We start from the raw sequence: 14,335 nt of genomic DNA on the forward strand, positions 1-14,335 counted from the left end.
GATCATCCGATGCCTCAAACGCTACGTCGCCCGCGAGGTCTACACCGCCCTAACCCACAGCCACCAAGATCTTCAGATCACGGGTTGACTTCCATAGGAGCATCGGGCAGGGGGGGCGCGACTCGCGGAGGTGAGGGCGCGACTCGCGGGCGCGGAGCGCTCACGCCGTCCGCGAGCGCCGGCCCTCCTGCTACTGGAGCAGGCCGATGACGAGGGCCATGCCGAGGAACAGCACGAACTGATACGCACTGTTGATCACGGTGAGCTGACCGGGCTTCTGCTCGAAGCCGTTGTGCTGAGCCAGGGTCGAGACCGAGAAGCCGAGCCATGCAGTGAAGCCGACGGCCAGTGCCGGCCAGACCGAATCACTGCCGAAGAACACGGATACGACGGAGCAGGCGGCGGCGAGGGCCAGCGCGGTGACGATGATCGACACCACCAGGACCGCGAACGGACCCTTGCCGGCTCTGATCGAGTCCTCTTCGGTCACCCCGGTCAGCTTCCGCCAGACACCGCCGGCGAGACCCCAGTCGCTGTACCAGACCCAAGCTGTCGCCATACCGACCACGATCGCGGCCACGACAGCCGGCCAACCGATGCTCACGTCCACGGAAGCCTCTCTTCTCGGCGACAGCCTGCGCAGTTGATATCATCAACCGTGATGGAGAAAGTCAACCAGCAGCCGAAGAGGTCCCGCACCTACGGGCAGTTCTGCGCTCTCGCGCGGTCCCTGGACATCGTGGGTGAGCGCTGGACTCTGCTCATCGTGCGCGAGCTCCTTCCCGGTCCGATGCGCTACACCGAGCTGAAGGTCTCGCTCAAGGGCATCGCGACGAACCTCCTGGCCGAACGGCTGCGGACCATGGAGGCGAACGGGGTGGTCGAGCGCCGGCTGGAGGAGTCGGGCGTTGCCTACGCCCTGACGCCCTGGGGCATCGGACTGCGGGAGCCGATGGAAGCGCTCGGTCGGTGGGGAGCGCCGCTGCTGGCGCCAGGGCGCGGCGACGACGCGTTCCAGCCACGCTGGCTGACCCTCGCATTGCCCGCCCTGCTCGCCGGCGCGGCGCTCTCGAGTCCCGTGGAGATCGGGATCGAGGTCGACGGCTTCCTCATGGTCCTGAGGATCGACGAGGACGGCCCCAGCGCGTTCGTCCGCCCCGACGACGAGCCAGAGACGGTCCTCGCCGCCGCGCCGGACGTCATCGTCGCGCTTGCCGCCGGAGGAATCAGCATCGAGCAGGCACTGGCCGTGGGCGAGTTCCGGGGCGACCCAGACGTCCTTCGGGCCGTGTTCGCCGCCGGCGGGGCAAGCTCGGCCCCTCCGTTTCCGCCGATGACCGGCGACTGACAGCCACGCGGACGGTCGGCCGCCGCACGCGTCGCGCATTGTCCGACTCCGTCGGCGAGAGCGCCAGACAGCCGCCCGCGAACCTGGCACCGCAGCAGCAATCCCCGTCGATCGAGGCCCGAGACCTGCCGCAGCGCCAGATCGGCGAGCTGCTCAGCCCTTCTGCGACAGTGCGAACGGCAGCACGGCCGTGGCGCCCGCGCGCCGCAGCAGGCGGGCGGCGACCGTGGCCGTCCAGCCCGTGTCGATGACGTCGTCCACCAGGAGCACCGGGCCGGCCGGGACGTCGAACGCCGGCGGTTCGAACGCCGACCAGACCGCGGCGAGGCGCTGGGCGCTGTTCGCGTGCTCAGCGGGGCGCTCGCCGACGGGGGGGAGCACGCCCAGCAGGGGGAGCCGGCCCACGTCGGCGATCCGGCGTGCGAGGTGGTCGAGCTGGTGCGGGCGGGTACGGGAGCCGATGCCGACGACCCCGACAGGGCGCTCCTCCCAGCCCCAGCCGGCGAGCACCCGCACGCACGCGTCGAGGACGTCCTTCGGGACGGGCGCGTCCTCGCCCTCGACGAGCTCGCGCAGCCGGGTGCCCCACCCGATGTCGGACAGCCGCCCGATCACCCGGCCCGGGGCGGCCAGCTCGCCCGCCGGGATCCGCCCGGACACCGGGACGTCCAGCTCGGCCATCCCGCTGGGCCACTGCTTGCGGGGCGCGACCTCGATGCCGGGGCGTGTGATGCGCTCCTGTGCCGCGGCGGCCGTGCCGGCGTCGACGTCGGTGCTCCACGCCGGGGTGGTGCACGTGTCGCACCGGCCGCACCGCTCCGGCGCCGGGTCGTCGAGCTGGCGGCGCAGGAACTGCATGCGGCACTCGGTGGTGTCGATGTAGTCGAGCATGGCCTGCTGCTCGACGCGGCGGGCCTCGGAGATGCGCTGGTGGCGCTCGCGGTCGTAGACCCATTCCTGCCCGGTGCCGACCCACCCGCCCTTGACGCGCCGCGCGGCGCCGTCGCTGTCGAGCACCTTGAGCAGCATCTCCAGCCGGGTGCGGGACAGGTCCACGCGCGTCTCGATGGCGGCCGTGGAGAGCGTCTCCTCCCCGAGCACGGCGAGGGTCTGGCGCACGAGCGGCTCGGGCGGGAACGCGAGCGAGGCGAAGTAGGCCCAGATGTCGCGGTCCTCCCGGCCGGGCAGCAGCACCACCTCGGCGCGCTCCACGGCACGGCCGGCGCGCCCGATCTGCTGGTAGTAGGCCACCGGCGACGCCGGCGCCCCGAGGTGCACGACGAAGCCCAGGTCGGGCTTGTCGAAGCCCATCCCGAGCGCGCTGGTGGCCACCAGCGCCTTGACGCGGTTGGCCAGCAGGTCGCCCTCGGCGGCGAGGCGCTCCGCGGGGTCGGTCTTGCCCGTGTAGGAGGCGACGGGGTGGCCGCGCTCGCGCAGGAACTCGGCGACCTCCTCGGCCGCGGCGATCGTGAGCGTGTAGACGATGCCGGCACCGGGCAGCGCGTCGAGGTGCTCGGCGAGCCAGCCGAGTCGCTGCGCGGGCGTGGCCAGCTGCACGGCGGACAGGCGCAGGCTCTCCCGATCGAGCGAGCCGCGCAGCACGAGCGTGTCGCCGGCGTCGTGGCGGCCCAGCCCGAGCTGCTCGGTGACGTCGACGACCACGCGGTCGTTGGCGGTGGCCGTGGTGGCCAGCACCGGGATGCCCGCCGGCAGCTCGGCGATGAGCGCGCGCAGGCGCCGGTAGTCGGGCCGGAAGTCGTGACCCCAGTCGGACACGCAGTGCGCTTCGTCGACCACCAGCATCCCGGCGCTCGCGGTGAGCCGGGGCAGCACGCGATCGCGGAAATCGGGGTTGTTGAGCCGCTCCGGGCTCACCAGCAGCACGTCGACCTCGCCCGCGTCGACCGCCGCGTAGGTGCGCTCCCAGTCGCCGGTGTTGGCCGAGTTGACCGTGGCGGCGCGGATGCCGGCGCGCTCGGCGGCGTCGATCTGGTTGCGCATCAGCGCGAGCAGCGGCGAGACGATCACGGTGGGGCCCGCGCCCGCCTCGCGCAGCAACGCCGTGGCCACGAAGTACACCGCGGACTTGCCCCACCCGGTGCGTTGCACGACCAGCGCGCGCCGCCGCTGCTCGACCAGCGCCTGCACCGCGGCCCACTGGTCCTCGCGCAGCCGCGCCCCCGGGCCGGCGAGGGTGGCCAGCACGGCCTCGGCGCGCTCGCGGAGATCGGGTCCGGTAGCTGTGGTCACGCCCCCATGGTGGACGAGACCGCCGACAGTTCCGAAGGGGGTGTGGAGCCACCCGGACGGGGAACTCCGACGTATGAGCAGCGCCTCCCGGAACTGGCCCTTCGTGATCAGACGATGCACCCGGTGCACGAGGGAGGCCGTCGTCGTGGTCGCTGCGGACAAGGGCCCCGGAACGGTGGCGGCGTGCGCCGAGCACCTGGAGTGGGCGTTCTTCCTGGGCATCGGGGAGTGGAGCGGGCGGCGCCGCACCGCCTGACCCGCCCCGGCCCTGGGCGGATCACCGGCCCACGAGGCAGGATGGCCGGGTGGACGCGCCCCAGGAACCGCTGTTCGGTTCGGTCGACGACGTCGCCGAGCGCCTCGCCGGTGTCGGCTACCTCGCCTCGACAGGCGTGGCCACCACCGTCTACCTCGCCGACCGGCTCGGCAAGCCGCTGCTGGTCGAGGGTCCGGCCGGGGTCGGCAAGACCGAGCTCGCCAAGGCCGTGGCCGCCTCCACCGGTGCCGGCCTCGTGCGGTTGCAGTGCTACGAAGGCATCGACGAGGCACGCGCCCTCTACGAGTGGAACCACGCCAAGCAGCTGCTGCGCATCACGGCCGGGCAGGGGCGCGAGTCCTGGGACGACACGCGCGACGACGTGTTCTCCGAGGAGTTCCTGCTGCCCCGCCCGCTGCTCACGGCCATCCGCCGCCCCGAGCCCACGGTGCTGCTCGTCGACGAGATGGACAAGGCCGACGTGGAGGTCGAGGGCCTGCTGCTGGAGGTGCTCTCGGACTACCAGGTGACGGTCCCGGAGATGGGCACGATCACCGCGACGCGCCGCCCGTTCGCGCTGCTGACCTCGAACTCGACGCGCGAGCTGTCCGAGGCGCTCAAGCGCCGTTGCCTGTTCCTGCACCTCGACTTCCCCGACGCCGACCTGGAGCGGCGCATCGTGCTGAGCAGGGTGCCCGAGCTGCCCGAGGCCCTGGTGGACGCGCTGGTGCGCACGGTCCGCGTGCTGCGCGGGCTGGAGCTGCGCAAGGCCCCGTCCGTGGCCGAGACGATCGACTGGGGCCGCACCCTGCTCGCCCTGGGCATGGACACCCTCGACGACGACACGGTGCGCGCCACCCTCGGCGTGGTGCTCAAGCACCAGTCCGACGCGGTGAAGGCGGTCGCGGAGCTGCGGCTGAACTAGCCGCCGGCACGGCCCTGTGATCCATCTGAGCCGCGCTGGGCCGACCCGGCGGCCGCATTGGCGCGCTTCTCGGACTGATCAAGCCGCCTTGATCGCCGCGAGCAGTACATGATGGTGGGAGGAGCCGATCTGCCGTACTGCTCAGATCGATCACCGCGGGCCTCGTCCTGCAGGCGATCGGCGGCATCGAGGGGAGGCCGACCGGTGGGTTGGACGTTTGATGAGCTCCGCGCGGCGGTCCAGCGACCCCTGGGTGATCCGGGTCCGTCCCGGCCGGTCATCGTGGTCAACGACCTCCGCGACGACGGAGTGCACCTCGTCGTCGATCTGGAGGCAGGCGGCGCGGAAGAGCGTTCGCGGCGATGGGAACTCGCCTTCCCCTCGGTCGAAGGCGACCTGACGCGGATGCCGCTCGATCACGCCGCCCTCATCGTGCGCGCGAACATCGAGGAGTGGTGGGACACGAGGGGCCAGTACCCGGAGGGCATGCCCTGTGTGGCGCAGAAGCGGCTCGGCTGACGACCTGCCCAGGTCGGGGACGGCCGCCTGAGAGTCACGATATTCGGTAGTTGTGCCAACCGGGTTGCCCTCGGCGCGGGGGTCGGGTCGGGCGCGCTACCGGACCAGTCGCTGCATGACCCGGTGAACGTCGTGGCCACCGCGCTAGAGGCTGCCCATCGGCCTCGCCCTTCTCCGCGCGCCGGTGCGCGCTCTTGATCCATCTGAACCGCGCATGGCGCTGACGTACTTCTCGGACCGATCGACCCTCCTTGATCGCCGCGAGCAGTACGTGACGGTGACAGGAACCGCTCTGACGTACGGCTGGAATCGATCCCCGATCGGCCGACCGCGTCGTCGCCGCGGTGCTCGCCGGATGGGCGGCTCAGAGCCGTGACCGGCGCACCCGGAGCCGGTCGAACGCCGCTGCGAGAACGATGATCAGTCCGGTGCTGAGTACCTGCAGGTAGTTCGACAGGTGCAGCAGGACGAAGGCGTTCTGGATCAGCCCTAGTAGTACGGCGCCGAGCAGGGCCCCGGTGACGCTGCCGCGACCGCCCGACAGGCTCGTCCCGCCGATGATCACAGCGGCGATGACCTGGAGTTCGAGCCCGACCGCGGCGTTCGGTTCGGCCACGCCGAGCTGCGCGCCGCGGATCAGGCCGGCGAGCCCGGCGAGTACGCCGACCAGGACCAGACAGGTCACCTTGATCCGGGCGACCGGTATGCCGGACAGCCGGGCGGCGTCCCGGTTGTCGCCGACCGCCTGGACCTGGTTCCCGAACACCGTGCGGGTCAGAACCAGCTGTCCGAGGACCGCGATCACGAGCAGGACGATCACCTGCACCGGGACGGGGCCGACGGCGCCCTGGCCGAGCGCCTGCAATGCGGGAGGGCCGTTCACAGGGAGGCCGCCGGTGATGAGGAGGCTGAGCCCGCGAGCAACCGACAACATGCCGAGCGTGACGATGAAGGAGTTGACCCGGATCCGCGTGACGACAAGACCGGACACGAGGCCGACCACGCCACCGACGAGCAGGCCCACGGGGATGGCGAGCACGGATGAGGTCTCGGCCGCCACGGTGAACGCGGTGACCCCGGACAGCGCGACGACGGACCCGACCGACAGGTCGAGCTCGCCCGCGATCAGGACGAACGTCATCCCGACCGCGACGATCCCGGTGATCGCGATGGCGCGGAGGAGGTTGAACAGGTTGGTGCCGGTAGCGAAGTTGGGGTTCCCGATCGCGATGCAGATGGCGAGCACGAGGATGACCAGCGCCACCCCGACCTCGGGTTTCCGCGCCGAACGCCGCAGCCAGGTGTCGGCGGTCGGTGCAGCCACCGCTTCATGTGCGGCGACATCGGTCCTGGTGCTCATGCTGTCTCCCCGAACGACGCGGCCATGATCGATCTGACATCGGTGGATTCCGGGATCTCCGCCGCGATCCGGCCCCGCCGCATCACGACGACCCTGGTCGCGAGCTCTCCGATCTCCTCGACCTCGCTGGAGATCAGCAGCACGCCCATGCCCTGGGCGGCGAGATCCCGGACGATGCCGTAGATCTGGTCCTTCGCCCCGACGTCGATTCCACGGGTCGGCTCGTCGAGGATGAGCACCTCGGGTCGGGTCATCAGCCAGCGCCCGATCACGGCCTTCTGTTGATTGCCGCCGGACAGGCTGGAAATGGGGTCGCCGAGCGACGCGGCCTTGATGCCGAGCCGATCGCTGAGATCCTCCGGAGTGGGTGGCGCGCTCCCGTTGCTGCGCAGGCCCGCCGCCGCGGCGCGCATGTTCCACCGCACACTCATTCCGGGGAACACGCCCTGCTCGGCACGGTCCTCGGGTACGAGCGCTATTCCGTTCGCGATCGCGTCGCGAGGACCGCTCCAACGCACCGGTTCCCCCCGTCTCCGGATCGTGCCGCGGTCCGGCCGGTTGAGCCCGAACAGGCAGCGGGCGAGTTCCGTTCGGCCCGCGCCGACCAGCCCGGACACGCCGACGATCTCGCCGGCCCGGACGGTGAGCGAGACGTCCTCGAACTCGCCGCTCCGGGCGAGACCCCGGCACTCGAGGAGGGGCTCGCCCGCAGGCTGGTCGGACCCGTCGGATCGCTGGGCGGCAGGGGTCGCGTCCGTGACCGTTCTTGCGCGCCCGAGAGAGGCCGACCTCGGCCGGTCGGTCACCGACTGGTGGCCTTCGGAGATCGTGGCGATCACCTGCGCCGGGTTCGTGTCCGCGATCGGGCCCGCCCACACGCTGCTGCCGTTCCGCAGGATCGTCGCGCGGTCCGCGATCGAGAACACCTCGCTGATCCGGTGGCTGATGAGTACGACCGCGGCACTCGAGGAGCACAGCCTGCGCACGACGTCGAACAGCCGGGTGGTCTCCGCGGGTGACAACGCCGAGTTCGGCTCGTCGAGGAACAGCACACGAGGCTCGAGGGTCAGGGCTTTCGCGATCTCGACCATCTGTCGTGACGACACCGAGAGGTCGGCGACCTTGGCGTCGAGATCGAGGTCGAGACCGACCTCGCGCAGCGATCCGGCCATCTCCGCCCGTCGCCGGCGAGGTCGCCACGAGCGGTGCCATCCGGCGTGTGCCAGCTCGGGGAGGAGCAGGTTCTCCAACACGGTCAGGTTCGGCGCGAGCGCCGGTTCCTGGTGGACCACGGCGATGCCGGACCGGGAGGCCTCGTGCGGACCGGCGAAGCGCGCCGGCACGCCGTCGAGGAGGATCTCCCCGTGGTCGGGGGCGACGGCCCCCGAGCACGCCGCCACCAGTGTCGACTTCCCCGCGCCGTTCTCCCCGAGGAGGGCGTGAACCTCCCCGGGGCGGAGCGCGAGATCGACCCCGCGCAGAGCCGCGACCCCACCGAACGACTTGCGCAGAGAGCGCACGGCGAGGATCGGCTGAGTCACTCCGTCCCCTGGGACCGGAGCACCTCGTCGACGTTCTCCGTGGTCATCACGGCGACGTCGACCGGCTGGAAGTACTTCTCGGGCTTCGGCTGGCCGGCGAGCATGTTGAACAGGTCGATGGCCGTGTCGTAGCTGGAACCGTAGGGGTCCTGGCCGACCGCCGCCTGCATCACGCCGGAGCGGATGAGGTCGACGTTCTGCGGGACGAAGTCGTAGGCGACGACGGCGACCTTTCCAGTCCGGCCCCGCTGTTGAACGGCCTGGCCTGCGCCGAACGGTCCGCCCGCCGTCACGTAGATGCCACGGAGATCCGGGTTGGCGGTCATCAGGTCGTTGGCCTGGCTGAGCGCCTGGCCTGCGTCGTCGCCGTTCTCGACGGTGCCTACGATCGGTGAACCGGGGCACTCCTGGGCATACGCATCGACGAAACCCTGGCGTCGCTGCTCGTGCTGCTGTACCGAGAACGACCCCGTGATGATGCCGATGCTGCCGGTGCACAGGGTGGCTTGTGCCATGGCCGTGGCGGCCTTGGCCCCTGCGTCGATCGCCGGCTGGCCGCGGAAGAACGCCGCACCCGCTTGTTGTGCGCAGTTCCCCTCGGCGATGAACGTCGCGACGGGGACCGCGGCGGCTGCCCGGCTGATGGCGGGGCAGGCGCCGTCGGCGAGGGAGACGACACCGATCGCGTCATACCCCTGGCTGACGGCCGAGTTGAGCGCGTTCTCGACGGTCGGCACGTCCATCGCCGACCCCGCGGTGATGTAGTCGACGCTCGCCCCGTGTGCGGAGAGCTCGTGGTTCGCGGCCTCCGCCCCCTGGATGACCGTGTCCCAGAACGGATTGTTGGCGAAGGCGATCAACGCTATGCGCGTGCCGGGGAGATTCACGTCCGCGGCCGACCGGTGCCCGACCGAGTTCCCGGAGTCGCCCTGGACCACTCCGAGGGAGGGGCCACCGGTTCCATCGGCGCGTTCGGCGTCGCTGGTGCTGCATCCCGCGGCGGCGAGTGCGACCGCTGCAGCGAGCACCACGGCACGGACTGTCGATCTCATCGCCCACACAGGACTCTCTCCCTCTCACGACGGTGTGTGAGCGGTCGGACGGGCCGACTCCTGCGGGCGGTTCCGAACGGCCGGCTCACGGGGAGGGGCCATCGGCCCCGCCGGTGGTGTCGATTCGCCGAAGTGCCTGCGTATCGATGTGTTAGCGCTACCGGTAGCGCTAACATAGATGAGCGGCGTGCGCCTCGCAATCCCCGACGCGGCCACAGTGGAGACGATCGAGCCGCACATGGCTGTCCCGGCAGCCGCGCCGACGTACTTCTCCGGCCGATCAAACCGTCTTGGTCGGCGTGAGCAGCACATGATGGTGGCGGGGACCGCTCTGGTGTACTGCTCGGATCGTTCACCGCCTGGCGGACCGGAGCGACCGGGGAGGACCGGGCATGGGGCTGGAGATCGAGAGCAGGCCGTCCGACTCGCCCTACGTCGAGCGGGTGTGGCGCAGCCGCAGCACCGGCGTGGCCCGCATGACGTCGGTCGCCACCGCGCACTGGGACCTGGTCGTGTGGGAGCAGCGCGGTCGGGTGCAGGTGGGCGTGCAGGGGCCGGAGGCGCGGGCGAACCCGGCGCCCGTCCCCGAGGAGGCCGTGTTCTTCGGGATCAGCTTCGCGCTCGGCACGTCGATGCCGCACCTCCCGGCCGCCCGGCTCGTCGGTCGCGGTGCCGACGTTCCCGCCGCACTCGCCCGTTCCTTCTGGCTGCACGGCTCCGCGTGGCACCTCCCGGAATACGACAACGCCGAGGCGTTCGTGGGGCGGCTGGTCGGCGAGGGCGTGCTGGTCCGCGACCCCGTCGTCGCCGCGGTGCTCGACGGCCGGACGCCGGACGCGTCCGAGCGGACCGTCCAACGGCACTTCCTCGCCTCGACGGGCCTCACCCGGGGCGCCGTCCGGCAGATCGACCGGGCCCGGCGGGCGGCGGTGCTCGTCCAGGAGGGCGTGCCGACGCCCGAGGTCGTGCACCGGCTCGGGTACTTCGACCACCCGCACCTGGCCCGGTCGTTGTCCCGCTACGTCGGACGGACGGCCGGTCAGCTGCGCGCTCCGGTGCCGGGCGAGCCGCTGTCGCTCCTGTACAAGACATGATCTCGCCTGGCCCATAGCCTTCCGGCGTTCCATCGACGGAGGGGAAACGCATGCGCAGGGTGGTCTCGAGCCCGTTCATCTCGCTCGACGGTGTGGTGGAGTCGCCGGACCAGTGGCAGTTCGACTTCGACGCCGAGATGGGCGCCGAGATGGAGCGGGCACTGGCGGCGGCCGACACGGTGCTTCTGGGCCGGGTGACCTACACGGAGTGGGCCGGCTACTGGCCGAACGTCGACGAGGGCGAGGACGCCGGGTTCGCGAGCTGGATCAACAACGCCCCCAAGTACGTCGCCTCGACCACGCTGGCCGGCGTCGACGAGTGGCAGAACACCACCCTGCTCAAGGGCGACCTGGCCGACGCGGTGCGGGAGCTCAAGGCGGGGGAGGGCAAGGACATCACAGTGGCCGGCAGCCCGGGCCTGCTCCGGTCCCTGCTGGAGCAGGACCTGCTCGACGAGCTGGTGCTGCTGATCCACCCGGTGATCGCTGGCGAGGGCCGCAAGAAGCTGTTCGCCGACGACGCCGCGCTGACGAAGCTCGAGCTGGTGAACGCGAAGCCGACCTCCAGCGGGGTGGTGATAGCGACCTACCGGCCGGCACGTTGACGTCCGCCTGAGCCGCCGCGGCGGAACCCTCGGCGGGAAGGCTGCCGCGGTGCATGATGGGCCGGTGGACGTCACGACGGTGCGGAGCGCGGGGCACGGCCTGCCCGGGCACCTGGTCGACTTCGTGGCCGCGCTGCGCCGGCACGGCGTGTCGGTCGGGCCGGGGGAGACGGTCGACGCCGCGCGCGTGCTCGCCGTCCTCGACATGGTCCACCGCGAGCACGTCCGCGAAGGGCTGGCGGCGTCGCTGCTGCGCCGCTCCGGGCAGCGCGAGGTCTTCGACACCCTGTTCGACCTGTACTTCCCGGCGGCGCTGGGTGCGGGGGTGGGCGAGGTCGACGTCCCGCGCGTCGAGGACGCCGACGGCGGCCCGGTGGACGTCGACGCCCTGCGCGTCGTCCTCGCCGACCTGCTCCGCGACGGCGACACCGGGGCGCTCGCCGAGCTGGCCCGCGCGGCCGTGGACGCGCTCGGCCGCTCCGGCGCGGCGGGGACCGGCGTGCGTGGTGCGGGCACCCAGCCGGGCTGGTCGGCGTACCAGGCGTTGCGGGTGCTCTCGCCGGAGACGCTGCTGGCGCAGATCCTCGCCGACCTGCGGGACGGCGCCGATGACGACTCCGAGTTCGCCGACGAGGTGCGCCGCCGGGAGATCCGCGACCGGATCGCGGCGTTCCGCAAGATGGTCACCGACGAGGTGCGGCGGCGGTCCGCGGAGGTCCGCGGGCGCGAGCAGGTGGCGCGCTCGGCGGTACCGACGCAGACCGAGCAGGTCGAGTTCCTCTCCGCGCACGCCGAGCAGTTGACCCGGCTGCGCCGCACCGTGCACCCGCTGGCGCGGCGGCTGGCGTCGCGGCTCGCGGTGCGCCGCCGCCACGCCAAGCGCGGCGAGCTGGACATGCGTCGCACCCTGCGCCGCTCGATGTCCACCGGCGGGGTGCCGATGCGGCCCGCGTTCCGCGCCCGCCGTCCCGGCCGTCCGGAGCTGGTGGTGCTCTGCGACGTCTCCGGCTCGGTCGCGGGGTTCAGCCACTTCACGCTGCTGCTGGTGCAGGCGCTGCGCGAACAGTTCAGCAAGGTGCGGGTGTTCGCGTTCGTGGAGCGCGCCGACGAGGTCACCCACCTGTTCGACCCCGGCGCGGAGCTGTCCGGCGTGATGCAGCGGGTGCTGCGCGAGGCCGACGTCGTCGCGTTCGACGGGCACAGCGACTACGGGGGCTCGTTCGGCAGCTTCGCCGAGCACTGGGGCGACGCCGTCGGCCCGAAGACCTCGTTGCTGGTGCTGGGCGACGCCCGTACCAACTACCGCGACCCGAACCTCACGGTGCTCAAGCGGCTCGTCGGCCAGGCGCGGCACGCCCACTGGCTCAACCCCGAGCCGCGCCGGCAGTGGGGCAGCGGCGATTCCGCGGCCCTGCGCTACGCCGACGTCCTGCCGATGCACGAGTGCCGCACCGCGGCGCAGCTCGCCGACGTGGTGGAGGGCCTGCTCCCGGTGTGACGGCGCGCCCGGGGCTAGCGTGGAGAACGACCGTTCCCGCCGACGAGGGATCCCGCCATGGCGCCCGTTGACATCGAGTCCGCCCGCACCCGCCTGCTCGACGCCGCGGAGGAGCTGTTCTACGCGCGCGGCATCCAGGCGGTGGGTATGGACGAGATCCGCACCGGCGCCGGGCTGTCCCTCAAGCGGGTCTACGCGCTCTACCCGGCGAAGGAGTCGCTGGTAGAGGCCTACCTGCAGCGCAGGGACGTCCGGTGGCGGGCGCGCCTCGCGGCCGCCACCGAGGAGGTGGCGGATCCGGACGAGCGGATCCTCGCGGTGTTCGACTGGCTCGGTGCGTGGTTCCGCGAGCAGGGGTTCCGCGGCTGCGCGTGGGTCAACGGGTTCGGCGAGCTCGGGGCGGTGTCCGCAGTGGTGGCGCGACAGGCTCGGACCCACAAGCGCGCTTTCGCCGACCACGTCGCCCGCCTCGTCGCCGACGCGGGGCTGCCGGTCGGGCTCGGCCCTCAGCTCGTGCTGCTCGCCGAGGGGGCGATCGTCACCGCAGGCATCCTCGGCACGGACGCCCCGGCGGCGCAGGCGCGCACCGCGGCGGCGGCACTGTTGCACGCAGCCCGTGGGCGTTGATCGGAGAACGGTCGTTATCTAGGCTCGGGAGAACGACCGTTCTCACCTTGAGGAGCCCTGATGGCCGCACGTCCGCCGCTGCCCCCGTTCACGCGCGAGACCGCGCGGCAGAAGGTGCAGGCCGCCGAGGACGCCTGGAACACGCGCGACCCGGAGCGGGTGGCGCTCGCCTACAGCGAGGACTCGCAGTGGCGCAACCGGGACCGCTTCGTGCGTGGCCGCGCGGAGATCGTCCGGTTCCTGACCGAGAAGTGGGAGCGGGAGCTGGACTACGCGCTCCGCAAGTCGTTGTGGGCTTTCGCCGGCAATCGCATCGCGGTCCGGTTCCAGTACGAGTGCCGCGACGCGACCGGTGCCTGGTACCGCAGCTACGGCAACGAGAACTGGGAGTTCGACGAGCACGGCCTGATGGTCCGCCGGGAGGCCAGCATCGACGACATCGCCATCGACGAGTCGGAGCGGCGGATCTTCGGTCCGCGGCCCGAGGGTGAGCGCGACGTGGAGATCCCGCTCCGGTAGCCCTGATCGACATCGAACTTCTGTTCGAATCACGGTAGCGTGGCCGGCATGGCCGCTCCGGATCTCGCCTGGCAGCCCTCGTTGCTCGACGCGCCCGCCCTCGAGCTGGACCGCGGGTTCGGCGAGCTGCGCCGGCGCGAGCTGGCGGAGGGGGCGTGGGTCGACCACGCGCCCGGCTGGTGCCGCGGGGCCGACACGCTCTTCGCCCGGCTGCTGGAGGAGACGCCGTGGAGCGGCCGTGAGGTGCGGATGTACGAGCGGGTGGTCCCCGAGCCACGGCTCACCCATCGCTGGCGGCTCGACGACGGGCCGGCGCCGCCCGGTGAGCTGCGCGAGATGGCCGGCGTGCTGAGCGAGCGCTACGGCGTGGCGTTCACGCAGGTCGGTGTCAACCTCTACCGCGACGGCGCCGACAGCGTCGCCTGGCACGGCGACCGCGTGGCGCGCGAGCTGCCGGAGGCCGTCGTCGCGCTGGTCTCGCTCGGGGCCGCGCGCCCGTTCCGGCTGCGCCCCACGGGCGGCGGCCTCTCGCTCGGGTATCTCCCGGGTCCGGGAGATCTGCTGGTCATGGGCGGTTCCTGTCAGCGCACGTGGCAGCACGCGGTGCCCAAGACGCGGGCGGCGCCGCCGCGGATCAGCATCCAGTTCCGCCACGCGTACCCGCGCTAGGAGGTGTTCCGCAGATCTCATCGGAGAGGTCTCAAGAACCTTGACCGGGCGGCCAGTCAAGAGCAATATGGG

14 protein-coding genes are annotated in these 14,335 nt (G+C 71.8%); 9 read left to right on the top strand and 5 right to left on the bottom strand.

What is annotated here, in order from left to right; translation table 11 throughout:
- Positions 1-190: 190 nt before the first annotated feature.
- Positions 191-610, bottom strand: coding sequence for a DUF1761 domain-containing protein (locus CFP66_RS26935; protein ID WP_094927983.1), 420 nt, complete (start codon positions 608-610; stop codon positions 191-193).
- A gap of 51 nt (positions 611-661) precedes the next feature.
- Between CFP66_RS26935 and CFP66_RS26940 the strand changes: the two genes are divergently transcribed.
- Entirely contained in the window at positions 662-1,348 is a 687-nt protein-coding gene (locus CFP66_RS26940; RefSeq protein ID WP_094927984.1) for a helix-turn-helix domain-containing protein, read from the top strand.
- A 153-nt stretch (positions 1,349-1,501) separates the two neighbouring features.
- Here CFP66_RS26940 and CFP66_RS26945 read toward each other — a convergent pair whose 3' ends face one another.
- Entirely contained in the window at positions 1,502-3,598 is a 2,097-nt protein-coding gene (locus CFP66_RS26945) for a RecQ family ATP-dependent DNA helicase (RefSeq protein ID WP_094927985.1), read from the bottom strand.
- 305 nt (positions 3,599-3,903) lie between these two features.
- Between CFP66_RS26945 and CFP66_RS26955 the strand changes: the two genes are divergently transcribed.
- Both CFP66_RS26955 and CFP66_RS26960 read left to right on the top strand, forming a co-directional pair.
- Positions 3,904-4,779, top strand: coding sequence for a MoxR family ATPase (locus CFP66_RS26955; RefSeq protein ID WP_094927987.1), 876 nt, complete (start codon positions 3,904-3,906; stop codon positions 4,777-4,779).
- Positions 4,780-5,088: 309 nt separating this feature from the next.
- Complete coding sequence (locus CFP66_RS26960; protein WP_143517394.1) at positions 5,089-5,298, top strand: hypothetical protein; 210 nt, start codon at positions 5,089-5,091, stop codon at positions 5,296-5,298.
- 364 nt (positions 5,299-5,662) lie between these two features.
- On the opposite strand, the gene CFP66_RS26965 is transcribed toward CFP66_RS26960, so the two are convergent.
- Genes CFP66_RS26965 through CFP66_RS26975 form a run of 3 tightly spaced genes read right to left on the bottom strand, consistent with a single transcriptional unit; the run spans position 5,663 to position 9,251 of the window.
- Entirely contained in the window at positions 5,663-6,658 is a 996-nt protein-coding gene (locus tag CFP66_RS26965; protein ID WP_094927989.1) for an ABC transporter permease, read from the bottom strand.
- Positions 6,655-8,199 (bottom strand): sugar ABC transporter ATP-binding protein, encoded by a 1,545-nt coding sequence (locus CFP66_RS26970; RefSeq protein ID WP_094927990.1) that lies wholly within the window; start codon positions 8,197-8,199, stop codon positions 6,655-6,657. Before CFP66_RS26970 ends, CFP66_RS26965 begins: the two co-directional genes overlap by 4 nt.
- Complete coding sequence (locus CFP66_RS26975) at positions 8,196-9,251, bottom strand: substrate-binding domain-containing protein (protein WP_143517395.1); 1,056 nt, start codon at positions 9,249-9,251, stop codon at positions 8,196-8,198. Before CFP66_RS26975 ends, CFP66_RS26970 begins: the two co-directional genes overlap by 4 nt.
- 392 nt (positions 9,252-9,643) lie before the next feature.
- Between CFP66_RS26975 and CFP66_RS26980 the strand changes: the two genes are divergently transcribed.
- The 6 genes from CFP66_RS26980 (at position 9,644) to CFP66_RS27005 (ending at position 14,263) form a co-directional block, all read left to right on the top strand.
- The gene (locus tag CFP66_RS26980) at positions 9,644-10,345 is read left to right on the top strand and encodes a helix-turn-helix domain-containing protein (RefSeq protein ID WP_094927992.1); all 702 of its coding nucleotides are present in this window, start codon (positions 9,644-9,646) and stop codon (positions 10,343-10,345) included.
- Positions 10,346-10,395: 50 nt separating this feature from the next.
- Entirely contained in the window at positions 10,396-10,950 is a 555-nt protein-coding gene (locus CFP66_RS26985; protein WP_094927993.1) for a dihydrofolate reductase family protein, read from the top strand.
- Positions 10,951-11,014: 64 nt separating this feature from the next.
- Positions 11,015-12,448 carry a VWA domain-containing protein gene (locus CFP66_RS26990; RefSeq protein WP_233159748.1) on the top strand — a complete coding sequence of 478 codons (1,434 nt, stop codon included), beginning with the start codon at positions 11,015-11,017 and terminating at the stop codon, positions 12,446-12,448.
- Between the two features lie 57 nt (positions 12,449-12,505).
- The gene (locus CFP66_RS26995; RefSeq protein ID WP_094927995.1) at positions 12,506-13,075 is read left to right on the top strand and encodes a TetR/AcrR family transcriptional regulator; all 570 of its coding nucleotides are present in this window, start codon (positions 12,506-12,508) and stop codon (positions 13,073-13,075) included.
- A 60-nt stretch (positions 13,076-13,135) separates the two neighbouring features.
- Positions 13,136-13,594 carry a nuclear transport factor 2 family protein gene (locus tag CFP66_RS27000; protein WP_094927996.1) on the top strand — a complete coding sequence of 153 codons (459 nt, stop codon included), beginning with the start codon at positions 13,136-13,138 and terminating at the stop codon, positions 13,592-13,594.
- 48 nt (positions 13,595-13,642) lie between these two features.
- Complete coding sequence (locus CFP66_RS27005) at positions 13,643-14,263, top strand: alpha-ketoglutarate-dependent dioxygenase AlkB (protein ID WP_094927997.1); 621 nt, start codon at positions 13,643-13,645, stop codon at positions 14,261-14,263.
- Positions 14,264-14,335 lie beyond the last annotated feature (72 nt).

The sequence above is a fragment of the Pseudonocardia sp. MH-G8 genome, assembly GCF_002262885.1.
Taxonomy (GTDB): domain Bacteria; phylum Actinomycetota; class Actinomycetes; order Mycobacteriales; family Pseudonocardiaceae; genus Pseudonocardia.